Origin of the sequence: Geobacter sp. FeAm09, assembly GCF_008330225.1 — a bacterium.
Lineage (GTDB): Bacteria > Desulfobacterota > Desulfuromonadia > Geobacterales > Pseudopelobacteraceae > Oryzomonas.
Genome location: NZ_CP042466.1, coordinates 2,274,847 through 2,300,123, shown reverse-complemented (window position 1 = coordinate 2,300,123; position 25,277 = coordinate 2,274,847). Strand labels below are relative to the sequence as shown.

Below are 25,277 nucleotides of genomic sequence, written 5' to 3'. Positions count from 1 at the left end.
TCGTTTCTCCTTTGAACTTCTCCGGGTCTCATACGGTATATGTCCTCTCCCTTTGGAGGGTAAACACGTGGTTCACCCCCCAAAGGGCTTTCAAGATGATCGTGCTACCAGATCACAAGCCCGACGGCTCGGCGGAGCAGCGCAATGGCATCGCTCACGTCGATGATGCCGTCGGCATGGGGCTTGCCGTTGACCAGCGGCCCCACGTCCAGGACGCTGTCGGCCGATGTCTGGGCGACAAGCCCCACGGCGATCTGCAAGGCACGCAGGGGATCGGCTACGGTGAGCGGCCTGAAGACGATGTTGCGCTGGATCGTCGTGGTGTTGCCGGCGGCATCGGTTGCCGTGACGACGATGGCGTAGGTCTTGCCGGTGGTGAACGTCAAGGTCTGCTGGAATACGCCGTTGGTTACCGCTGGCGACGGCGTTACCGCCACCCCGTCAACCGTGAGGCCGACGGAAGTGATGCCCGTATACTGGTCGGAAACGGTGCCGCTCAGTTGGTAGACGCTCAAGGTGGTGGTTGTGTCGCCGGACGGGTCGGTGATGGCCAGCGTCGGGGCGACCGTGTCGGAAGTGATCGTGCGGGAAACGGTGGCACTGTTTTTGGTGCCGTCGTTCACCAGGTCCGTGGCCCTGACGGTGATCGTGTTCTGGCCGGATGCCAGCACGGCCTGGTAGGTGAAGGTGGTGCCGCTGTTACTCATGCTTGCGGCCTGGAAGTCCCCGGTTCCCACCTTGACATCCACGGTGCCGGCCTCGCTGAGCGTGCCGGTGATGGTGACCATCTGCTGGTTGGTCTGGCTGCCATCGGCGGGAGTCGGGTCGGCAAAGGTGATGGTCGGCGCCGTGTAGTCGTAGATGATGGCCCGGCTGTTGGTCGCCTGGTTTCCAACCGGGTCGGTCGCGGCGACCAGAATGGTATTGGTGCCGGGAATAAGGGCAACGGCCGTGTTGAAAGCCCCGTTGGTCACGGTAACGACGGTCCCGTTCACGGTCAGGCTCTGAACGTTGTTGGCATCGCTAACGGTGCCCATGACGGTGAGGGTGTTGCTGCTGGTGACCGTGCCGTCGGCAAGGGCGGAAACCGTCAGCTCCGGAGCGGTATTGTCCACCGTGAAGGTCGCGCTCGGCGCTGATTGGGTGGCGGTGGTGGCGCTTCCGCCGGCAGTGGCGGTTTTTTCTTTGATGGTGATGCCGAGGGTGCCGTCCCCAAGGATATTGGAAATAGTGACCGTGCGGCTGACGGTGCCGCTGCCGCTGACCGTCACCGTGCCGGTGGCGGAGTCGGTCTTGTTGAGGGTGACGTTGTCGGCGGTCAGGGTGATGGCGTCCGCGTTGTTGTAACTTACGCTGTAGGTCACGGTCGTGCCCGATTTTGCGATGGTGACGGAAGGTGCCCCGATGCTCGGCGTGAGGACGGCCGCCACGGCGGGGACAACGCTGTTCGATGCGGCTGAAGCGATGCTCGTACCCTTGGCATTGGTGGCGGTGACGGTGAAGGTATAGGCCGTGCCGTTGTTCAGGCCGGTGACGGTATGGGTGGTGGCGGTGGTGCCGGCGTCGATGTCCACTCCGCCCGCCGGGTTTGAGATAACGGTATAGCCGGTGATGGCGCTGCCGCCGTTGGATGCGGGCGCGGTGAAGGCTACACTCGCCTGGGCGTTGCCCGCCGTGGCGGTGACCCCGCCAGGGGCGCCCGGGGCGGAGAACGCGGCTGCGGTGATGCTGATCTGCGGGGCGAGCCTGTTGGAGGTGTTGAACAGGTAGCCGACCTTGTCATCGGCCGCGACCCCCAGCAGCGTCAGTTCGCCGGAGAGGACTGCCGTGGTGAGGCTGTCGTTGACCGTCAGGCTGTAGGTCGTCTGCGGCTCTGCGCTGGTATTGTTGGTGCCGGTCGCGGTTGCATTCCACTGGAACGTCCCTATGGTTGTCGCAGTGGTTGTGGGGAGGGCAAGGTACGTTTGGAGCGTATTCCAGGTGGTTGTGGAGATCTCCGGGTTGCCGCCCAACAGTTTGAAGGTAAACAGCCCGGAAGCCACCTTGTTGAAATCAGGGTTGTTGGGCTGAATGCCTTCCTCCGTATAATTGGACGCCAGGGCAATGCTGACCGAGGAGATGTACCAGTTGCCCGTGCCATACGTGCTGTTGAAGGCCGATTTGATATCGGCGCCGATCACGTCGGTGCTGCCGTTGGCGGGGGCGTAGGTGCCCCCCTTGCCCTTTTTGTCGACGGCCGTATTGAAGCTGAACAACGAGTTCATGGTACGCGGGTTCGGGTAGTACGTTGTGGCTGCCGGTGCCGAAATCATCATGGCGCCTTTGCTGTAGAAACTCGTATCGGCATAGGTGGCGCCGGTGGTGTTCGAAGGCGCATCGCTGCCGGAAACCACGTAGGTCTGATAGTCCGAGAACAGGGTGACCGTCGTCGGTGTAGAAGGAATAGCGGGGGTGACGCTGCTGGACGGATCGGAAGCGGCGCCGCTGCCGGCCGCGTTGGTGGCGGTGACGGTGAAGGTGTAGGCGGTGCCGTTGGTCAGCCCGGTTATGGTGTGGCTCAGGCTGGTGGAGCCGGCGTTGCTGTCCACCCCGCCCGTTGGGTTGGAGACCACGGTATAGCCGGTGATGGCGCTGCCACCGTTGGACGAGGGAGCGGTGAAGCTCACGACAGCCTGGGTGTAGCCGGGAACGGCGGTGACCCCCGTGGGTGCGCCGGGCACGGTGTACGGAGTCACGCTATTGGATGAGCCGGAAGCGATACCGCTGCCGACGGCGTTGGTGGCGGTGACGGTGAAGGTATAGGCGGTACCGTTGGTCAGGCCGGAAACGGTAATCGGGCTGGCCGTGCCGCTGGCGGTTATGGAGCCGGGTGTGGAAACCGCCGTATAGGCGATGACGGCGCTGCCGCCGTTGTCGGCGGGCGCCGTGAAGCTCACGGTCGCCTGGCCGTTGCCCGCCACGGCGCTGACCCCCGTGGGGGCGCCGGGGCCGGAGCTCGGGGTGACGCTGCCGGATGTTGCGGAGGCGCTGGTTCCGATCGCATTGGTGGCGGTGACGGTGAAGGTATAGGCGGTACCGTTGGTCAGACCGGTAACGGTGATCGGGCTGGCCGTACCGGTGGCGGTTATGGAGCCGGGTGAGGAGACGACCGTGTAGCCGGTGATGGCGCTGTTGCCGTCGGAGACCGGTGCGTTGAAGCTCACGGTCACCTGGGAGGCACCGGGTGTGGCGGTGACGCCGGTCGGGGCGCTGGGCGCAAAGAGAGGCATCGTGGGGGTGACGCTGTTGGATGTTGCGCCGGCGCCGGTCCCTAACGCATTGGTGGCGGTGACGGTGAAGGTGTAGGTGACGCCGTTGGTCAGGCCGGTGATGGTATGATACTTGGCGGTGGAGCCGGCGTTGCTGTCCACCCCGCCCGCCGGGCTGGAGGTCACGGTGTAGCCGGTGATGGCGCTGCCGCCGGTGTCGGTGGGTGCGGTGAAGGTCACGACCGCCTGGCCGCTGCCGGCCACGGCGCTAACCCCGGTGGGCGCTCCGGGTACGGTGAGGGACGCGGTGGGAGTGACGGAGCTTGACGACGACGTGGAAGCGACGCTGGTCAAAAGCCCATTGGTGGCGGTGACGGTAAAGAAATAGGAGGTGCCGTTGGTCAGGCCGGTAACGATATGGGTGGTGGCGGGGGAGCCGGCATTGCTGTCCACCCCTCCCGCCGGGCTGGAGGTGACGGTGTAGCCGGTGATGGCGCTGCCGCCGTTGTTGGCGGGCGGCGTGAAGGTAACGGCGGCCTGGCCGTTGCCGGCCACGGCGGTTACCCCGGTGGGCGCGCCGGGAGCTGCCACCGAGCCGCTGGTTATTGCATAGGTGCCGAGGTCGGTAACGGTGAAGCCGGCATAGGCGCCGTCATGGACCAGGTCGCCGGCCGCGTACTTCGACCAGGTGGCGGTCCCGCTGTTATACTTCCAGACCATAAGGCCGGATTGATCCTGTCCCGAACTGACGGAGAACGAAAGATAGACCGGGTCGCCGGAGGTGTAGCCGGCGGTGGTGAAGTCCCACCCGCCAAGCACCGGCGTGCTGGTGGTGCCCTGCAGTGAGGTCAGTTCCGTCCCGCCGATGGCGGTTGCATTGAAGGTCAGGCTGGTTGAGGACGTCGTGGCCTGGAAAGCTGCTCCGACCGCCTGGCCCGTGCCGGCATCGGTGACCAGCACGCGCTGGGTCGAGGCCAGGTCGAAGGTGGAGGCTGTGCCGGCAGTGGTCGTTGCCGCCGGAGCAACGGTTACCGTGTGGGCGGTGGCGTCGTACACCCCTCCCAGGGCCTGAACGGTGCCGGTGAACGTTACGTTGGGTGTGACCGTGGTATAGGTGATGGTATTTGCCCAGGTGCCGGCGGAGATGGGGGTAAAGACGCCGTTCGTCGTCGCCGCACCCGCAACCATGCGGATGACACCGTAATTGGTGATGCCGCCGCTGCCGACGGTGAGCGTACCGCCTGCGTCGGTGGTCAGGGTCGAGGTGCTGTTGATGGTGACGCCCGTCGTCGTAACGGTCCCGCCGTTGCCGATATTGAGCCTGCCGATGCCGTTCACGGTCTTGTTGCTGTTCTGGATGGAGCCGAGGGCAAGGGTGCTGCTGTTGTCCCACTTCGAGCCCGTTCCGGCCACGCTGACGATATTCTTGTCGTTATTGTTGTTGTAACCGATCGTGGCGGCTCCGGTATTCTTGACATACCCGCCGTTGGTCACGTTGATCGTACCCGCGCCGTACAGGCCGCCGACGGCAAGGGTGCCGGTGGTGAGCCACTGGGAGGGGGTCGTGACGCCGGCCACCGTGGCTGCGCCGTCGACGGCGGCGACAGCGGAGTTGTTGATGGTTGCGTTGGTATTGCTGACGTAGCCGCCGTTGCCGACCCTGAGCGACCCGTTGAACGTCCCGGTGGCGCTGCTGCTGCCGACGGCAAGGGTGCTGCTGTTCTCCCACTTCGAGCCGGCGCCGTCCACGACGACGGCACCGGCGGAACCGCTGCTGTTGCTGATGACGGCTGTGGTGTTTTTGACGTAGCCGCCGTTGGTGATGTTGAGCTTCCCATTGCCGGCCGAGCCGACGGTGAGGGCGGCGCTGTTCTCCCAGGTCGAGGGCGTTGTCGTGCCGTCGGCGGTGGCCGAGCCGTCCACGGTGACGATGCCGGTGCTACCGGCGCTGACGCCGACAATGCCGGCGGTGGTGCTTTTGACGTAGCCGCCGTTGGTGATGCTGAGGGTGCCGGTGCCGGAATTGCCCGCGTTCAGGGTCGTATTGGTCCACCGGGAGTTTGCGCCGTCAACGGTTGCCGTACCGTTCGACCCGGCATTGTAGCCGAGATAGCCGGTGGACGATGCGATACCGGCACCGCCCGAGATGTTCAGGGTCCCCGTACCGAAGTAGCCGACCCCGAGCTCTCTGGCGCTGCTCTGGGTCAGGTTCGTCGTAACGCCGTTCAGCGCCAGGGTTTGAGTGGCGCCGTGAGATGCGTCGAAGACCAGATCCGCATCCACGACCAGGCCGGAGGCGTTGATCGTGCCGCTACCCGACATTTGCGCCGGCGGCGAGGCAAAGAGCGAACCGGTGGTGAGGGTGCCGCCGGTGAAGTTGATGGCGCTGCCGCTCAGGACGGTCGTTGCGCCGGTGACGGACACCAAACCACCATTGCTGATGTTGAGCCTTCCGCCGCCTAAATAGTTGCCGAGGGTGAGGCTGGTGCTGTTGAGCCACGTGGAGGGCGTGGTCGTGCCGTCCAGGGTGGCCGACCCGTCCACGGTGACGGTGCCTTTGTAACCGACGGTACCGACCGTATCGCTGACGTAGCCGCCGTTCAGTATACTGAGTGCACCGGTGCCAGCGGTACCGATGTTCAGCAGGCCGCTGTTGATCCATTTGGAGTTTGCGCCGCTAACGGTTGCCGTGCCGGTGCCGCTGGCATTATTGCCGCCGATATAACCGCTGGAGGATGTAACGGTGACGCCGCCCGAGATGTTCAGGCTGCCCGTACCCAGATACCCTACCCCGAGCGGGTTGGCGGCGGACTGGTTCAGGTTGTAGACGATGCCGTTCTGCGCAAAGGATTGGCTCACGCCGTGGGAGGCGTCGAAGACGAGATTGACGTCGCTGATGATGCCGTTGGTGGTGATGGTGCCGCTGCCCGATATCTGGGCCGGCGTAGCGTAGAGCATGCCGGTGGTGAGGGTGCCGCCGTTGGGACCGAAATCGAGACTCCCCGAGGTGCCGAGGGTGGTCTTGCCCGTGACGGTAGCCTTCGAGCCGTTGAGAATACTCAGTTTCCCCGTGCCTAAGTAAGCTAAGGTAAGATCGCCGGTGGTATTCCATTGCGAGCCCGGGCCATCGACGGTGACCGTGCCGCTGGAGCCGGCGTTGTAGCCGAGATAGGCGCCGAGATTGCTGACCACGCCGGCATTCGTGATGGCAAGCGTCCCGCTGCCGAAACTCCCTACATACAATTGGGTGTTGGAGTTGTTCCACGTCGAGCCGGCGCCGTCGACGGTGACGCTGCCTGTGGAGCCGGCGTTGTTGCCGATATAGCCGTAGGAGGTATTCGTGACCGTGCCGCCATTCGCGATGGCAAGCGACCCGGCGCCGGAATATCCTATGTACAGTTCGGCGTTGTCGGTCCACTTGGAACCGGACCCGCTGACGGTTGCCGCACCGGTGGAGCCGGCCAGGTAGCCGAGATAGCCGACCTTGGATGTGGCGGTGGCGCCCCCCGTGATACTCAGGGTTCCCGAACCGAGATATCCGAAACCGAGCGGGTTGGTGGCGGCCAGGGTCAAGTTATAGGCAATATTGTTTTTCGTGACCGTTTGCGTGGTGCCGTGGGAGGCGTCGAGGGTCAGGTCCAGGTCGCTCACCATACCGGAGGTGTTGATCGTGCCGGTGCCGGTTATCAGCGACGGCGAGGCGTAGAGCATGCCGGTGGTGAGGGCGCCGCCGGCGGTGCCGAAGTTGATCTTTCCGAGGCTGCCGACGGTAGTCGCCCCTACGACCGAAACCGCAGAACCGTTGGTTATATTGAGAGTTCCAGTACCACTCGAGCCTACAAAAAGGCCGTAGCTCCCGTTCATCGTAGTCGTAGACCATGTCGAGCCGGTACCGTCCACGGTGACGGTGCCGTTGGCGATAGTGCCATAGCCACTGCCGGCGGTTGCGCCGTTGGTAACGGCAACCGTCCCCGTCCCAGCGCCTGAATAGCCGACGTTCAGGGGGCCACTGCTGCTCCACGTCGAACCCGTACCATTAACGGTTACACTGCCGTTTGATCCGGCATAGAGGCCAAGGCTAAAGCCGCTACTGCCGCCGGTAACGGAGGCGCCGTTGGTGATGGTGAGCGTCCCGGTGCCGTAATAGCCTAAGGTAAGGCCGCTGGAGTTGGTCCATTTGGAGCCGGAACCGTCCACGGTAGCGGTTCCCGTTTTCCCGGCGGCGTACCCGAGCCGTGCCGTGCTGTCGGTCACGGTGCTGCCGCCGTCGATGCCCAGGGAGCCATCGCCCGTATTGTATCCGATGTATGCCGCGGTGCTCGAGGTCCAGGTGCTCGGGTCGGTGGCGGGAGAGATGTCGCCGCTGGAGGTCACGCCCGCCCAGGCGGTCGGCGCGAAAAAGAGCGCCACCGCCGCGACCGGCAGCATGGCGGCCGGGATACACCTCCACAGCCTGCGCCAGAACCGGATCATCAGATTATTTTTCCAACTCCGTAACCTTCTTGACATTTTCTGAGGCATCTTTGAAGTCCCCCTGACATATTGGGTGATGCGGTACTATCTGCGCTGTTTCAGAGACCGACCGGGTTTCTGCAGTTTGGTAACCAGACGCTACTACCTTCATTACGGGACGCTTACGACGTCGAAACTCAGGGTCGGGAGCGTGGTGCCGCCGCCCGTGAAGATGGTCAATCCAAGGTATGAGGCAGCAGGATTGACCGGCATCAGGTAGAGCGAGACGTTATTGTAGTCTCCCCCGTTCGTGGCTCCGGTAATGTCGCCCACGAAGCCGGAAGCCGCATCGAGGTCATAGGTGACGACGGCCTGTTTGTTCCCGGTCTTGTCAGTGGTCCAAACGGATTGGGCACAGTCGGATGCGTCGCCGGTGTAGCTGCTGGTGGTCCAGGGGTAATTGGCCGCACTGGCGGTAAGAAGGGCATAGCTGCCGGCCCAACTGCTGAATGCTGTTGTCGGCGAGGAAGCATAGACAGGCGGGTTTGAGTTGTATGACCAGCCGTCGTTGCCGACCCAGTAGATGTTGAAATCGCCGGCGCCGCCGTTGAAGCGGGTATTGTTGGCGTAGAGGGTGTACTGGAAGGTCAGTTTCGGGTTTTCAATCGTCCAGCCACCAACCCCGTAGGCGGCGTTCAGCGCGGCCACCGTCGCGCCCACGTTGAATTTGAGAGCGACGTTGGCGGCCAAAGAATTGCCGCAACTCATATTGGTGCCGTCCGACCCCTGGAGCCCGGACGCGCCGCCCGACCAGGTGGACCCACCGTTCATGACCATGCAGGTGGTCGAGGTGCCTGCGTGGTTACCGCCGGCGCTGACCGCGAAACTTTCCGAAGTCAGGTACGAGCCGCCGTATGCAATCGAGGCCATGGAGGTGACGACGGTGAACATGAGCGCAAATAACGAAAAACGAGTTCCCATTCAGTTTTTTCCTTTCATTACGTTTTTTGATTCGTGTTCTGTAGCGTCTGGTTAACAAATTGCAGAAACCGGCACTTCTGAAACAGGAACTTGCACCCGCATCTTCCCGGACCGATTCCCATCGCCGCCTCGACCGTTGTCGCCCCTGGCCACTCCTCCTGAAATCACCTTCACTGCCTGTTCGCAGCACCAAGCATGTCCCGCGTACCAAAAAACGGCGAAAAACAACATCCGCCGGTCGCAGGGCCGTGGTGTTAGTTTCTTTCCAAACAGGGAGGCAACGCCGTTTCCAGCGCCACCCCTTTGCCCGGTTCCCATGGCATGGACGACAGGCCGTACTGCCCCGGGCGAGAGAAAATATCCGCACTTCGTTATGTTTACATTTATATTACGGTACGAAGAACAACATCCATCGGACACGGGCAAACAGGGGGGTAGCGCTGTTTACGGCGCCCCGTTGCCCGGTTTTCTTCTGCACTGTCCGGGTGAGGTAAGGAATGCCCATTGCCGTTATGTCGATAGTTATATTTCGTCTTACGTTATGCCTAAGGTGCATAACGGTCAAGAAAAAAATTGGCGGTCTCTTATTTTTTTTGCATGGAACGTTTGAATTCAGTGTTGATCTTTTCGTAACTCTCGATCAATTCTAGCGCTTTTGGCGTAACGATTGCCATGCCGCCACCAACCCCGCCCCTTCTTTTTTCCACGAGCGTGACGCCCAGGATCTCTTCCATTTCCTTAATTATCCCCCATGCCCGCCGGAACGATATTCCCTTTTTCTTTGCAGCGAGGTTAATGGATTTCGTTTCCTGCACCAGGCGAAGCAGCTTTGCCCGCCCCTCGCCGAATACTCTCCGGCCATCCAACTCAAACCAGACTTTGGCACAGACCTGAAGTTTTTGGGAACCATCATATGGCGTTATTTCATTTTGCATGGATGTGAAGGTACAGCACCGGTTGTTTTATTGTCAATGGCACAATATCGCTTTTTTATTACGTTTCTTTGCCCGTGTAGTTGGTTTTCACCCCAATTTTGCCGAGCATTCAATAACCGCTCGAATATGAGAACGTCTGCGCCTGTATGTACCCGGCGCGACCAGGACCGGCATTTATATTAAATGAATTGCTTTTCGGGTGCCAACAGGCGGGGGAGCCTCTGCTGCCGGCGGTTGATCTTTTTTAGGCAGGCTGCTTCTTGAAGAGGCAGCAGACTATCAATATGATAAAATGGCTTATCAAAATAATAATTTTCCTGGAAATGATTAAAATACCTCTTCTTTTAATGAATATCCCGGACTCGCCCCTCTGGCGGAGGCTCGAATTACGAATATTTACTGCACATTATGCGGGCAGTAAAATCAATATGAAAACATTTGGTCATGTGAGTATATAACGTGAAACGTATAAAAGACTTATATAACAGGTAGTTGCTATTATTTTGTCATTTTGGTATGCATTATGTAATAAGGTATACATCGAAAGGCCGAACTTTTCCATCTTTTCAACATTGCACTGAAAATATCTGCCATGCGTTATGTGGTAGACTATATTATGTGTGCGCCGCCCGCATTATCCGCCGCTCCTTCATTGCAGGCAACGCCGCCGCTTTGTCCCGGTCTCCCCGGTCCGCCAACTGCCAGGGGAAGCTGCACGTGCCGTTCCGATGAGCAACACTTCTACGCAGTTTTCCGTCTCTTCCGGATTCATCCATAACACCCTTCCCTGCGATGGGGGAGCGTTAGCCCCCCTCTTTTCGCGTCCATTCCGGGAAGTGCGTGGTTATCGTTATATAGATAGTTTTATAACATGTGTGCCGTCCCCCTGCGGGAGGCTGCGCCGAAGCTACGCCGGCCCCAAGGGAAAACGACATGCGGCTGGCCTCCCGTGCCGTCGGCATCGCTTCCGAGTTTCCATCTTTGCCGAATAGTCTCGCTTACAACCAGTAACGACAGTTCCTGAAAGGAGAGCAAGATGCATGTGAAATCCTGGCATGGCCGGGGATGGGGAACGAAGGTGACGGCCCGGCTGGTCCTTGCACTGTGGGGGTGCCAGCTCCTGGCGACCGGCACGGTCTACGGGGCGCCCACGGGTGGGGTGGTCACCAGCGGCAGCGCGGCCATCAGCCAATCCGGCAGCGTTACCAACGTCAACCAATCCACCAACACGGCCACCATCAACTGGACGAGCTTCAGCACCGCGCCCACGGAAACGGTCAACTTCAACCAGCCGAGCACCTCGTCCATCACCCTCAACCGGGTGATCGGCAACGAGGCGAGCGTGTTGCAGGGAGCCCTCAACGCCACCGGCAAGGTCTTCCTGATCAACTCCAACGGCATCCTGATGACCAAGGGCTCCACGGTCAACACCGCCGGATTCGTGGCCAGTACCCTCAACATCACGGACGCCGACTTCAACGCCGGCAACTACGTGTTCAAGGCCAACGGCTCCACCGGCTCGGTGGTCAACATGGGCACCATCACCGCCTCGGACGGCGGCTACGTGGCCATGTTGGGCAATTCCGTATCCAACCAGGGGGTTATCACCGCCACCAAAGGGACCGTGGCCCTGGCCAGCGGCGACAAGATCACCCTCAACTTCAACGGCGACTCCCTGGCCAGCGTCACCGTGGATGAAGGTACCCTGGATGCCCTGGTGGAGAACAAGGAGGCCATCTACGCCGACGGCGGCACGGTCATCCTCACGGCCAAGGCGGCGGACGAACTCCTGTCGGCCCAGGTGAACAACAGCGGCCTGATCCAGGCCCGCACCGTGGACGACCTGAAAGGCTCCATCAACCTCCACGCCTATGGCGGCACCACCACCGTAGCCGGCACCCTGGACGCCTCGGCCCCCACGGCGGGCGACGGCGGCTTGATCGAGACCAGCGGCGATTCGGTCAAGATCGCGGACAGCGCCACCATCACCACCAAATCGGCCATGGGCAAAAACGGCACCTGGCTCATCGACCCGGACGGCTTCACCGTGGGCACCACCAGCGCCGATGGCGACATGACCGCCACGGCCCTCACCAACGCCCTGGCCAATGGCAACGTGACAATCTCCTCTACCTCGGGGACCGGCACGGACGGCGATATCGACATCAACGCGGCGGTCTCCTGGTCGGCCAACACCCTGACCCTCAACGCCACCAACAACATCTACGTCAACGCCGCCATGACCGCCACCGGCTCGGCCAGCCTGGCCGCCAATTACGGCCATGTCCTGGACAGCTCGGGCAACCCGACCACCACGACGAGCGGCACCGGCAACAGCGACGGCACCCCCTACGGACTCTACACCATCCAGAGCGCGACCAACGGCGCGTACACCGGCAAGATCAATTTCAGCGGCACCGGCACCGTGACTATGAACGGCGCGAACTACATCGTCATCAACGCCCTGACTACCACCTATAATACGGACGGCAGCGTGGCCACCTACGGGCTGGATTACATCCAGGCCCATCCTGACGGCAATTATGTGTTGGGCAGCAACATAGCTTATACAGAGGTCGCCGGCTACGCTTCGTGGACTAGCATCGATACCTTCACGGGTAATCTCAACGGCTTCGGCCATTACGTCAGCAGGCTGCAGACTACTGATGGGGGACTGATCCACAAAATTTCCGGCGGTTCCATAGTCAGCAATCTGGGTATAGTAACCGACTCTATTCTTAGCTCCGGCACAAAAATGGACTCGGTTGGGCTCTTGGCTGACTACAACTATGGCTCTATCGTCAACAGTTTTGCCGCCGGTACTATCGGTACCACGAGCAAGTCTGAGTTTTCCACCGCCGGTGGCCTGGTGGGCAGCAATTACGGCCTGATCGCGCAAAGCTACTTCACCGGCATCGTCTACGCATCGTACATCGCCGGCGGCCTGGTGGGGATCAACGAAACTTCCGGCAAGATTATCGATAGCTCGGCACGCGGAGTTGCCAACTCGTACTATGTTTTAAACACCACCGGCGCCACCGGCATCACCTATGTAGGGGGCTTCGTAGGGGAGAATGAGGGGGACATCGAACGGTCCTACTCCACTCTGCGGGTGAACCTGACGGACTCCTACTCGACGTCCGGCGGTTTTGCGGGGCTGAACACCGGCACCATCGACCAGAGCTATAGCGCAATGGTAACCGGCGACAGTTCCAGCAAAGGCCCGAAACTTGCCGGATTCGTGTACCGGAATGACGGCACCATTACCAACGCCTACACCACCCTCCTAAGCGGCACCGCAGTTACCTGGCTCGCCGGGTTCGCCTACATCAATAACGGCGCCATCAGCAACTCCTACGCCGCCACCTATTCACCCAACACCACCAACGCCACCAGGTGCGGGTTCGTCTGCACCAATACCGGCACCCTCACGGACGATTACTGGTACGGCCTGACCAAGACCTCCGGGGCGACCACGATCACCCAAACCGCCATGTCGGGGTTAACCCAACTGACCACCTATGTCGCCGCCACCTCCATAGCCAGTTATGCCGGGTTCGACCCGGACATTTGGGGGGCGTCCACGGCGGGCAACCCGATCCTCAAGAACATGCTGGTGTATGTCACCACCACCAGTGCCGCCACCTACGGCAGCGCCACCGCAGCCATCGCCACCCTTGGGCTGGCTGCGTCCGGCCTCCAGGGGGGAGGACTGAGATACTACTCTGGAACAACACTTACTTTAAGCGGCATCGACAACATAGCCGCCACCGCGACCAACCCGTTTGCCGTGGTCACGGACGCAGGCTACGTGGATGCGGGCGCTCGTGACGCCTCGGAAGTCCTGACCTCAGCTTCCTATTCCAACATCGCGGGGATCGTCACGGTCACCCCCAAGACCCTGACCGCCACGGCCACGGTCGCCGACAAGACCTACGACGGCACCACCACGGCCACTCTGACGAGCTTGGTTCTGTCCGGGTTGGTGGGGGATCAGACCCTGACCACCTCATCCACAGCGACTTTTTCCGATAAGAACGCCGGCGACGGCAAGACGGTCACCGTTGCCTATACCGCGGGCGACGGTACCGGCAAGGCGAGCAACTACGTCTACGGCACCACCACGACCACCACGGCGAGCATCGAAAAGAAGACGATCACCGTCTCGGTCACGGGCAACGACAAGACCTATGACGGCACCACCACCGCCACGGTCTCCTCCATCCTGTCCGGCGTGCTCTCGGGCGATACGGTCACCCTGGGCTACAGCGCTTCCTTTGCCGACAAGAACGCCGGCACCGACAAGGCGGTCACCGTCTCCGGGTTCTCCCTCGGCGGCACGGACGGCGGCAACTACACCCTGGGCACCACCTCGACGCTCTCCACCACGGCCACCATCAACCCCCTGGTGCTGGCGCTTGCCGGCATCAAGGGAGACGACGGCGTCACCACGATCTCGGCGGGGAATCTCACGGCCTCCAATATCGTAGCCGGCGACACGGTCACCCTCGGCGGTACGGCCACGGTCTCCACCACGCCCACGTCGGGTTCCACCTACGCGCTTACGGACACCAGCGGCCTCACGGTCAGCAATCCCAACTACACCGTGGCGGGGAGCGCCGCCGTTTCATACGTCATCGTGGGTGGCGCCAGCCTGATCCTCAACTCGGTGGCCAGCGGCACGGCCACCATCACCACGGCCGCCAACGCCAACGGCGGCACCGACACCACCGTCACCACCTCCACGGACAAGACGGTCATCGACTGGACCCGCTTCAACATCGCTTCCGGTGAGACCGTCACCTTTGCCCAGCCCTCCACCACCGCCATTGTGCTCAACCGGGTCGTGGGCTATGAGGCCAGCGTGATCAACGGCACCCTCGCCTCCAACGGCCGGGTTTTCCTCATCAATTCCAACGGCATCCTCTTCGCGGCCGGTTCCACCGTCAATACGGCCGGCCTGGTGGCCAGCGCCCTGCAACTGACCGACGCCGATTTTCTCAACAGCAACTATGTGTTTACCGTGGCCGGCAGCACCAGCGGCTCGGTGGTCGCCAAGGGCGACATCATCATCGCCGACGGCGGTTTCCTGGCCCTGATCAGCAACAACGGGGTCACCGCCTCGGGCAGCGTGACCGCCACCGACGGCACGGTGTTGCTGGCCTCGGCGGATCAAATGACCCTCACCCTGAATACGGCCGACACCGGCCTGGCCGGCTATGCCTTCTCCGGGCTGGACGGCACCGCCACGGTTGGGGGAACGCTCACCGCCACGGGCGGGCTCATCGAGACGGCCGGCGCGACCGTCGCCGCCGCCAGCGGCCTGGCGGTTGCCGCCGACACCTGGCTCTGGACCCAGGACGGCAGCATCACCATCGGCGGCGGCGGAACCCTCACCGGAACCCTTGTCAATGCCGAACTGGCATTGTGCAATCTTATCCTTACCTCGACGAAGGGCGACATCACCGTCAACGATGCCCTGGCCTGGACGGCGGACACGAAACTGGCCCTCAACGCCGCTAACGCCATCACCGTCAACAAGGCCATTGCCGCCACGGGTACCGCCGCCGGGCTGGCACTCACCGCAGCCGGGGGCGACATCACCGTCGCTGCCCCGCTCACCGCCACCGGCGACGGCTCGGCACTGATCCTGACCGCTGCCGACGCCGTCACGGTCAACGGGGCCATCACCGCCAACGGCGGGCTGACCCTCACCGCCACGGGGGGCGACCTCGCCGTCAATGGAACGATCGGCAGCAGCGGCGCCAACGCCGCCCTGGCACTGGCCGCCGGGGGCGACATCGTCATCGGCAAGGCCATCACCGCCAGTGGCGCCAACGCCACCCTGGCGCTCACCGCCGGCAACGACATCGCCATCGATGCGGACGTCACCCTCACCGGCGCCAATGCCGCCCTGGCCATGAACTACGGGGGCGACTACAGCATCCTCACCCCGGCCAGCTACAGCGGCGCGGTGCTGGATGCGGACGGCATCCCGGTGGCCAACGCGGCCCCGAGCGGCACCACCTACGCCGGCATTACCCTCAGCGGCGCCAACGCCAAGCTGGCCATGAACGGCACCAGCTACACGCTCATCCACAGCATGGCCGACCTGGCGGCCCTGGACGACGCCACCGGCACGGCCACCGGCTCCTTCGCCCTGGCACAGAACCTTGATGCGTCGGGCACCACCTACAGCAGTTCGCCTATCGCCGCGTTCTCCGGCACCCTGGCCGGGCTGGGACATACCATCAGTAACTTGAAAATCTCTACTTCCAGTACTGATTATGCCAGCCTGATAGGACAGGCCACCGCCAGCACCATCCGGGATATCGGCGTGGTCAATGCCGATGCCTCCGGGGCGGGCGGCATACTGGCCGGTACGGTTACCGACAGCACGGTGAGCCATGCCTATACCACGGGCAAGGTAAATGGTGGGACAGGGGGGCTGCTCGGAAACGTCACGGGCTCCACCATTTCCTATTCATATTCCGATGCCGACGGTTCGACGGGCGGGGGGTTGATCGGGTGGACAAGCGCCTCCACCGTGACGAGTTGCCACGCCACTGGGGATGTGACGAACGGCACCGGTGGCCTGATCGGGACCGTCTATGGTACCAACATCGAAAGTTGTTACGCCACCGGCACCGTGGGGAACGGCACGGGCTACAACGTGGGGGGGCTGGTCGGGTCTTTCTTCGGCAACGACGACTCCACCGGCAGCTACATCGTCAACTCCTTTGCCAAGGGGAGTGTGTCGGGCAAGTCGAATGTCGGCGGCCTGGTGGGATATCTCGCCATTGACCCCGACGGCACCACCATCGCCAACTGCCACGCCACCGGCAACGTGGAGGCCACGGCCACGGGTACGGACTTAGACAAACAACATGGTGTGGATAACGGAGCCGGCGGCCTGATCGGCACGGCGGAAACTTCCGGTACCGGTTCCCTGACCGTCACCGACTCCTATGCCACCGGCAACGTAGTGGCCAGCGACTTTGTGGATTACGTGGGGGGGGTGATCGGGCTGCTCCGGAGTAACGGCAGCAACAGCATTTTTAACAGCTACGCCACCGGCAACGTCACCGGCTACTCGAAAACCGGCTTCGTGGGGGGCTTGGTGGGGTACATGACCAACACCGCCCTCAATTATGTCCACACCACGGGCACTATAACCGGGGCGCATTGGGTCGGCGGCCTGGCGGGCTTCGCGACCGGGGCGACCATCGATAACTCCTATTCCGCCGGTTTCGTGATCGGCAGCGACGGCGCGACAAAGGTCGGCGGCCTGATAGGCGGAGGCAATGCAACGGGCGACAACAACTATTGGAATGGCGACAGCAACAACTCGGCCGCCGGCAGCGGAGGGCAAGTCACGGGCGACAAAAATGAAGGCCTTACCAGCACGCAAATGAGTGATGCCGATCATTATGTCGACGGCACCATCAACCAGGTGCTCCAGGACCGTGCCGACGCCGCCGCAGCGGCCATTGAGGCCGCCCGCGAGGCCCTGCCCGGAGAAGCCGCCGCGCAGGGGAGCCAAACCTCGGGGCAGACGGTGCAGAGCGTGAAGCGTACGGCAAGCCTTGCCACCCAGGCCGATGCCCCCCTGACCGCCGCGTCCGTCGAAGACCAGATCGAGTACGCCGACTCGGCCAGCTACTCGGCGGACATTGATTCCATCAACGTTGACGGGGTGCAGTACGACCTGCGCGACAAAGCGAAGGACAAGAAGAAGTAAGGGCGAGTGCGCCGCACGGTGCGGCGCCAGGGTTCCCGGCCGGGAACACGACCCCGGGGCCGGCCCCCCGGGGTGGCGCACATCCGGATAGCAGAGGGGGAGGCGCGCGACAGGGGACATGGAGGAACGGGCAGTACCCGTCCCCCTGGTGCGCGCGGCCGCTGCCACTACGTTCCCCCTTGATCCGGCGTTCCCGGCCGGGAAACAGGGCCTTGAGGGCATCGGCCCCGAGGTACACGGACCACGGCGAAAGGGGGTGATGGGCGAACCAGCCCGCAAAAGAAAACCGGCATCTGCGGCCCGACGCCGCAGGCGAGGAACCCGGCAACCGAAGGGGAGGTCCCCCGATCCACGCCGGGAAGGTTGCCATGAGGGAACCCCGGCCCCTTATGGCAGAAGTGGAATCAGACAAAGGTGAAACATAACCCGAATAAACATGGAGGACTAACAATGAGCATTAAAATAACACTTCATTCCTGTTGCATGGCCGCTGCCGTTCTTGCCCTCACCGCCTCGGGCGGCTGGGCTGCCACTTCCTGCGTCACCAGAACCGTCGGGACCGGGGAATATACCACCACAATAGCTGTTGCCTCCAACTTTACGACCCCGGCCCAGGATATGGTGGACGCCTTTCAACTGACGGATGATGGGGCCGACACGGCCATCACTATTTGCAACGATTCCACTACGAATCTCAGGAGCCAGATCGACGCCAATTCGAACCTCTACAGCATGCTGTTTGCCGCCGATACGACGGCAAATTATTATGATACCACTTCCCCCCGCATAGCGTATTCCTATGCCAAAGGGGTACCCGTATACTTTACCTATAGGGGCACCTCGCGCACGGTGGATAACCTGATCTCCAACCTTGCGGCCAGCGACAAACACAGCAGCTATTACGCAACCCTGACCGGCTCGGATCTGAGCGCATATACAATCGCCGATACCACCACCGCAGGCTCCACGGCCATTGCCAATGCCGGCGCCCCCTATGGGGTGAAGGCGCATGCCATTGTGAACAGCATCGAGGCGCTGACGGGCACCAACGCAATGCCCACGACGATCCCCACCTGGGTCGTCTCCCCGCTGTACACCAACATCAATCTGACCTTCGATGCCGTAACCACCAGTGGTACCACCAAAAACGGGTTCGTGTCCCTGGCGCAGATCTGCAACATAAAAAGCAGTGTCGCCTATGTGGAGTTTACGAACACGAACTATGTATTGGACCAGAAGGCAATCCTGCTCCTGCCGTCCGATACCGTGGCGGCGAATCTCAATAGCTACATCCAGGGCCAAATGAGCGCCGGTACCTGGAATAGCACCTTTCTCCCCCTTCACTGCTACGGTACGATCTAGCACAACCGGGTAGCTGGAACAAACACGCAGCACACCCGGCCCCGGCATGAGCAGGGCCGGGACACAGGGGACGTTCCGGGGAACGTCCCGGCACCGGGAAGGACGGCGGTCCGTCGGCAGAGTTAACGGCTCTCCGGCGGGCCGCCGTCATCCCCTCCCAGCGTTGGCCCCTCGGCAGAGTCTACGGGCACCGGCCCGCAGGTTCCGCCGCAGCGCCAAAATGAGCGACCTTTGCCGGTTCACTACGTCATACATGCGAGGTACCAATGAAAGACAGATGCGAACGCCGTAACCGTTTCACCGTGTGCTGTTCAATCGCCGCCAGGCTCCTGACGCTGGCCCTGTGCGCCTGGGGCCTGGCCATCCCGGGCCACTCCGCACCGGCGCCCGATGACCCCGCCGCCGCGGCCGTGCTGGTCAACGGCACGGCCATCACCATGGGGGCGTACCAGAAGGAACTGGAAAGCGCCACCCAGTTGCAGGAGGCCAAGGCCAAGCTGGCCCATGACGCCATGATGGCCCGGGTGAAACAGGAAACCCTGGACAACATGATCACCCGCGAGTTGCTCTTCCAGGAGAGCCGGCGGCGGAACATCGCCATCGACGCCGCGACCATCGACCGGGAATACCAGCAGTACAAGGCCAATTTCGCCGGCGAGAGCCAGTACGGCGAGACCCTGGCGCGCCTCAAGCTGAGCGAGGCCCAGGTGCGGGAGCAGATCGCCCAAGGGATCGCCATCCGCACCCTGATCGACGAGGCCATCGGCAAGAAGGTCACGGTGACGCCGGAGGAGGCCAAGGGCTATTACGAGCGCAACGCGGCGAGCTTCGCCCAGCCCGCCCGGGTCCACCTGAGCCATGTGCTCATCGCCCTGGCCAAGGACGCCGCCCCGGAACAGAAGAAGGGGGCGGCGGAGAAGATCGCCGAGGTGCAGAAACGGGTGGCCCGGGGCGACGATTTTGCGGCCCTGGCGGCCCAATTTTCCGACGACGCCAAGAACCGGACCCGGGGAGGGGACATCGGCTGGTTTACCCAGGAGCAGATGCCGGCGGAGATGCACGCCAAGGTCAAAAATCTCAAGGTGGGGGAGGTGTCCGCCGTCGTGGAGGACCGCTTCGGCCTGCACCTGATCAAGGTAATGGAGAGCAGGGCGGCCTTCACCCCCACCTTCGACGAGCTGAAGGAGCGGATTGCGGCCACGCTCAAGCAGGAAAAGACGGAAAAGGAGCTGCTGCCCTTCGTGAAGCAGTTGCGGGACCGGGCCAAGGTGGAGATCCGCCTGTCCGGGGAGAATAGCTGAGGGCGGCACCGCCGCGGCATACCAACCAACTACAGGGGACCACCACCATGCACAAATTTTCCAGTCGCCCGGCGGCAGCCGCAGGGCGGTTACTCACTCTCCCGGCGCTCGTCATCGCTGCATCCACCGTTTTCGCCGCCCCTGCGCCCCTGGTGACTCCTGCTACTCCGGCGATCCCCGATTACAACATCGGCGGCGCCATGAAGGAGGCAACTCCTCCCCCCCGCCGCCCAAAAAAGAGGTGCCGGCCCCGGACAAGCCGGTCATTATCCAGGAAGAGGAGAAGCCGTTCTCCATGACCGACGGCGAAAAGATCTTCATCAGGGATTTCCGGCTGGAAGGGGCTGAAAAGGGGGATGAGGCCACACTGCTGGCCCTGCTGACGCCGTACCGGAACCGGGATCTGACCATGACGGAGATCACGGAGGCGGCCAACAGGCTGACCATCTTCCACCGGAACAAGGGGTACCTGGTGGCCAAGGCCTACATCCCCAAGCAGGACGCCAGGGACGGCGTTCTGACCATCAGGATCGTCATGGGCAGCTACGGCACCTTTGCCCTGAAGAACAAATCCCCGGTGAGAGATTCGTTCCTCCAGGGGGTCTTCGACAACACCAAGGATGATGCCTCTCCGGTCGTCACCAAGGCCGGTCTGGAACGTGCCATCCTGGTGGTCAGGGACCTGCCGGGGTGCGCCATCCCCACGGTCACCCTGGCGCCGGGCACCTTGCCGGGCACCACCGATTTCGAGGTGAACGTGCCCGCCGGGCAGCGCGTGAACGGCTACCTCATGGCGGACAACCAGGGGTCGCGCTTCACGGGGCGAAATCGCGTCTACGGCGGCATCGACCTCAATTCGCCCACCGGCAGCGCCGACAAGCTCTCGGTCAGCGGCATGATCACCGAGGACGCCGACCTGTGGAACGCCCGGCTGGCCTACGGCTTTCCCCTGGCCCGTAACGGCCTGCGCGGCGAAGTGGCGGCGGCCCGGACCAATTACCAGCTCGGCGGCGAATACTCCTATCTGAACGCGGTAGGCGTGGCGGATTCCCTGGAAGGCACCGTCTTTTATCCGGTCAGGAAAACCAGCGAGGAGGCCTACGACCTCTCCGTGAATTTCGCCTACAAGAAACTGTGGGACGATCTGTGGTTTACCTCGGCAACCACCCATAACCGGAGGGAGGGCTTTGCCGGGACCGTGGCCATGCAGAGGAACGCCTACGGCAGCCTCTTGGGCCAACATCTCTTCACCAATGCCACCGCCAGCTTCAGCGTCGGTTCGGTGGAGTTCACGGACGCCGACTCGACTACCCTGGAACAGAACAACAAAGGTGCCAATTCGAAAGGCATCTATTCCAAATTCGACCTGGCGCTGGGCGCCAACCTGGAACTGACCGAGGATATCTCCGCCAAGGCGTCGTTCAAGATGCAGCAGGTGCTGTCGGCGGCCAACATCGATTCGAGCGAGCAGTTCTTCATCTCCGGGCTCGGCGGCGTCAAGGCCTATTCCGAGAGTGTCGGTTTCGACAACGGTTATCTGGTGAACCTGGAAGTCAAATACGCCCTGCCGTCCCTGGGGGGCTACAAGCACTCCCTGGGGGCGTTCTTCGATCACGGCCTGGCCTATGCGGAAAAAGGGGAGTACGCCGCCAACGATATCTACATCCTGAGCGATGCCGGCGTGGGGTATTACGCCGGCTACAAGCAGCTGTTCTGCACCGCCCAGGTGGCCCAGCCGGTGGGGAAAACCAGCGGCGTCAACGATCCGGGCACCCGTTTCCTGCTGCAGTTCGGCGCGGCGTTTTGATGCCATGGGGCGTATGCAATACGCCCCTACGGGGGCATCCGGTTTCGGCGGGCAAGCAGGCCATCCCGGCGTAGGGGCGCATTGCATGCGCCCTGGTTGGCGGACGGCAATTCGTCCCGATGCCTGCGTCCGGCAATACGCCCCTCACTCGGCTTTCGGCCACCCTCTTCCGGGGGAGAGGGGGTGGTGGGCAAAACGTGCAGTTCCCGGGTGTTTCCTGAAATCTTGCGCATTTTATACCAAAGGAAAGGATAGAACATGATGGTGAAGTGGTTGTCGGGAACGATCGATTACGGGATTATCGGCCTGCTGCTGTTCCTGAGCGTGATCGTGGTGGCCGTGGCGCTGGAGCGGTACGGCCTGTACCGCAAGCTGAAGGTCGGGGATTTCGATAATATCAAGTCCCTGGAACTGGTGCTGACGGAGAAGCTCTCCGTGATCGCCTCGGTGGGGAGCAATGCCCCCTACCTGGGGCTTCTGGGGACCGTGCTCGGGATCATGCTGACCTTCTACAACATGGGGCAGGATGCGGCCATGGACACGGGCAAGATCATGACCGGCCTGGCCCTGGCCCTGAAGGCGACGGCGGTGGGACTGGTGGTGGCGCTGGTGTCGGTGGTGCTGTACAACGCGCTGCTGCGCAAGGCCAAGGTGCTGATGCTGCAATGGGAGATAGCCAATGGACGAAAAACCCTTTGAAACCATGAACGTGATCCCGTTCGTGGACATCATGCTGGTGCTTCTGACCATCGTGTTGACCACGTCGAGCTTCATCGCCAGCGGCCGCATTCCGGTCAATCTGCCCCAGGCCTCGAAGAGTGCGGCGGAGACGGACAAGGCGGCCATCATCGAACTGGGGGCCAACGGCAGCATCTATTTCAACAGCAAGCAGGTGACCCTGGACTCCATGAGAGGCGAACTGGCCCCCCTGGGCAAGGATACCGGCTTCATCATCCGGGCGGACCGGGAGATCACCCTGCAGCATTTCATCGACGTGGCCGACCTGCTGAAGCAGTTGAGCTTCAAGAAGGTGGCCGTCCAGACCAAGAATCGGACGTGAACCATGAATACGTGTCCAGCTTCATACGGCGGGGGCGATGGCGTGCCCCGCTATGGGAGTAGTTCCGGGATGTGCCAGTGGCTTTCTGTTTCCTCGCTGCTGCACGCCTGCCTCATCGTGCCGTTCATCCTGTTCAGCCTGCACTCGCCGGCGCGGCATATGCGCTCCCGGCTCCAGATCGAGCTGTTCGGTATGGTGGCCGACCGGCAGGTGGCGGAAAAGAAGGTGGCGCAGCAGGCCGCGCCGCAACGGCGCGAGGCGTACCGTCCCCCCAAGACCGTCACCTACCGCACCGTGGCCACGGAGAGCCCGGTCAGCGTGCACAAGACGGAGGAAAAGCCCAAACCGGTGGAGCCGGAGACCAAGCCCGCCCCGGCGGCGGCCGTGGCGGTGCAGAGCGTGGCCGCGGCGCAGGTGACTACCTCGGGCGCCGACGCTGAGCGGCAGCGGCAGCAGAGCATCAGGACGGCGGCGGAACAGGAGGCGGACCGGAAAAGAAGGTACGGAGAAAAGGTAACAAAACGGCTCCGGAGCAATGTTGTCTACCCCAAGGAAGCAAGGCGGATGGGGATCGTGGCTGTTACCCAAATCTACTTTTGGGTTACGGAATCCGGGCAGATCAAGGACGGTTCCCTGCGGGTGAAAAGGAGCAGCGGCTATGCCGCCCTGGACGCCAGTGCCTTGAAGGCCGCCCGGGACAGCGCACCGTTCGAGAAACCTCCAAACGAAATGCCGCTGATTGTCGACATAAATTTCGACGTTAAAACCTGACGCAGCAGTCTCTTGCCGCGCCCACGCACCAGGCACCCGGCTCGTGATGGCTGTTCTGCGGTATAACACCGGCTCGATTTTGGGGTCTCCTTCATGTGGTGGTGGGAACATTCCCCCCCTTTTTTACGTATCCACGGGGCCGGTTCGCGTCTGTCGTTATGTAATTAGTTATATAGCTTGCGCAGCTTTTGTGCATTTACCACGGCGTCGCAGAGCGAACGCCACAACAAAGGAGGTAGTACATGAAGAAGTTGGTAATCCTGTTGGGTGCCGCCGCGGTTATGGCCCAGGCCGGCACCGTCCTGGCGGAGAGCCTGGAGGATGTGCTGAAGCAGAAGGGGATGATCACGGAGGAGGAGTACAAGCGGATCGTGAAGAGTACGCCCGCCGTCAGCTACAAGCCGGGGCAGGGGATCACCCTGACCACGGCCGACGGGAATTTCAGTACCACCATCGGCGGCTACGTGCAAGCCCGGTACACGTTCCTGAATTCCGACGATGTCAATGATGACAAAGCCAGTTCCGTAGGCATGACCACCAGCCCGGGAGGCACTTCCAGCCAGTTCGAGGTGAAACGGGCCAAGCTGGTTATTGGCGGCCACGCCTTCTCCAAGGACCTTACCTATAACGTGACGGCGAACTTCTCCAATATCGCCGGCGGCTCGACGAAGAACGGAGGCCTGTTGGAAAACGCCTTCATCAACTATAAGTGGCGTGACGAGCTTCAGGTGCGCGCCGGCCAGGAGAAGGTGCAGTTCGGCAGGCAATGGCTGATTTCCGCCACCGACCTGCAATTCGTGGACGTGTCCCATGTGACGGCCGCTTTTGCGCCGACCTACGATACGGGCGTGCGCCTCTTCGGCAAGCTCCCCAAGGGGCTTGTGACCTATAGCCTGGCGGTCAGCGGGGGGCTGGGGCAGAACTACGTGCGCGCCACCCGGAACAACGCGTTGTCCGCGCGCATCACCGCCAATCCCTTCGGCGAGATGAAGAATACGGAAGCTGATCTGGAGCAGACGGAAAAACCGCTGGTCTCCTTCGGCGCCAATTATTACCGCAACACCATCACCGAGACGGAGTACAGCACCTCCTCCAACAACAGCCTGGGGTACCTGAAGAGCAAGGCCGGGTGGTTCGCCCTCAACAAGCGGGGTACGCTTTTGTCGGGCGAGTCCGTCAACATCAGCATGCTCGGCCTGGACGCGGCGTTCAAATGGCGCGGGCTCTCCATCTCCGGCGAATATATGTGGGGCGAGGGGGATGCCCAGCAATCCAAGTATGGCCAGCGGGCCATGGGTTTCTATGCCCAGGCCGGCTACATGGTCATCCCGAAGACGCTTGAAGTGGCCTATCGCTATGCCTACCTGGACCCGAACATCAACAACAACACCCTGGCGCTCAACGACCACTGGATCGAGAACAGCGTGGCGGTCTCCTGGTACATCAGGGAACACTACCTGAAGCTCCAGGCCGATTACACCGCCATCCACAAGCAGAGAAACCTGATATCCCAGTCCACAAGCGTAGTCATGCAGCCCACGGACGACAATCAGGCCCGGGTGCAGTTGCAACTGGTGTTCTAGGGTAGGGCAGCGTAGCGCGTATCATCAGGCCGTCCG

Annotated in this window: 11 protein-coding genes; 8 read left to right on the top strand and 3 right to left on the bottom strand. The window is 62.1% G+C overall.

Going from position 1 to position 25,277, the window contains the following annotated elements:
• Positions 1–104: 104 nt before the first annotated feature.
• From FO488_RS10735 to FO488_RS10725, 3 genes are all read right to left on the bottom strand, one after another.
• The gene (locus tag FO488_RS10735) at positions 105–7,721 is read right to left on the bottom strand and encodes an S-layer family protein (protein WP_168205985.1); all 7,617 of its coding nucleotides are present in this window, start codon (positions 7,719–7,721) and stop codon (positions 105–107) included.
• A 150-nt stretch (positions 7,722–7,871) separates the two neighbouring features.
• Positions 7,872–8,681 (bottom strand): hypothetical protein, encoded by an 810-nt coding sequence (locus FO488_RS10730; RefSeq protein WP_149210565.1) that lies wholly within the window; start codon positions 8,679–8,681, stop codon positions 7,872–7,874.
• A gap of 584 nt (positions 8,682–9,265) precedes the next feature.
• Positions 9,266–9,616 carry a winged helix-turn-helix domain-containing protein gene (locus FO488_RS10725; RefSeq protein ID WP_149210564.1) on the bottom strand — a complete coding sequence of 117 codons (351 nt, stop codon included), beginning with the start codon at positions 9,614–9,616 and terminating at the stop codon, positions 9,266–9,268.
• A 1,036-nt stretch (positions 9,617–10,652) separates the two neighbouring features.
• Between FO488_RS10725 and FO488_RS10720 the strand changes: the two genes are divergently transcribed.
• The 8 genes from FO488_RS10720 to FO488_RS10685 all read left to right on the top strand — a co-directional run bounded on the left by FO488_RS10720 (position 10,653) and on the right by FO488_RS10685 (position 25,241).
• A complete protein-coding gene (locus tag FO488_RS10720; protein WP_149210563.1) occupies positions 10,653–17,357 on the top strand; it encodes a filamentous hemagglutinin N-terminal domain-containing protein in 6,705 nt (2,234 codons plus the stop codon).
• 450 nt (positions 17,358–17,807) lie between these two features.
• Entirely contained in the window at positions 17,808–18,719 is a 912-nt protein-coding gene (locus FO488_RS10715; protein WP_149210562.1) for a hypothetical protein, read from the top strand.
• Between the two features lie 302 nt (positions 18,720–19,021).
• A complete protein-coding gene (locus tag FO488_RS10710) occupies positions 19,022–20,020 on the top strand; it encodes a peptidylprolyl isomerase (protein WP_205743255.1) in 999 nt (332 codons plus the stop codon).
• Between the two features lie 241 nt (positions 20,021–20,261).
• On the top strand, positions 20,262–21,827 hold the full coding sequence (locus tag FO488_RS10705; protein ID WP_149210560.1) for a ShlB/FhaC/HecB family hemolysin secretion/activation protein: 1,566 nt from the start codon (positions 20,262–20,264) through the stop codon (positions 21,825–21,827).
• A 258-nt stretch (positions 21,828–22,085) separates the two neighbouring features.
• Positions 22,086–22,526: a TonB-system energizer ExbB gene (gene exbB / locus FO488_RS10700; protein ID WP_149210559.1), complete on the top strand. Its 441-nt coding sequence runs from the start codon at positions 22,086–22,088 to the stop codon at positions 22,524–22,526.
• On the top strand, positions 22,507–22,887 hold the full coding sequence (locus FO488_RS10695; RefSeq protein ID WP_149210558.1) for a biopolymer transporter ExbD: 381 nt from the start codon (positions 22,507–22,509) through the stop codon (positions 22,885–22,887). The genes exbB and FO488_RS10695 overlap by 20 nt, the downstream gene beginning before the upstream one ends.
• A 3-nt stretch (positions 22,888–22,890) precedes the next feature.
• The gene (locus tag FO488_RS10690; protein ID WP_149210557.1) at positions 22,891–23,658 is read left to right on the top strand and encodes an energy transducer TonB; all 768 of its coding nucleotides are present in this window, start codon (positions 22,891–22,893) and stop codon (positions 23,656–23,658) included.
• A 242-nt stretch (positions 23,659–23,900) separates the two neighbouring features.
• Positions 23,901–25,241 carry a porin gene (locus tag FO488_RS10685; protein WP_149210556.1) on the top strand — a complete coding sequence of 447 codons (1,341 nt, stop codon included), beginning with the start codon at positions 23,901–23,903 and terminating at the stop codon, positions 25,239–25,241.
• Positions 25,242–25,277: the final 36 nt, after the last annotated feature.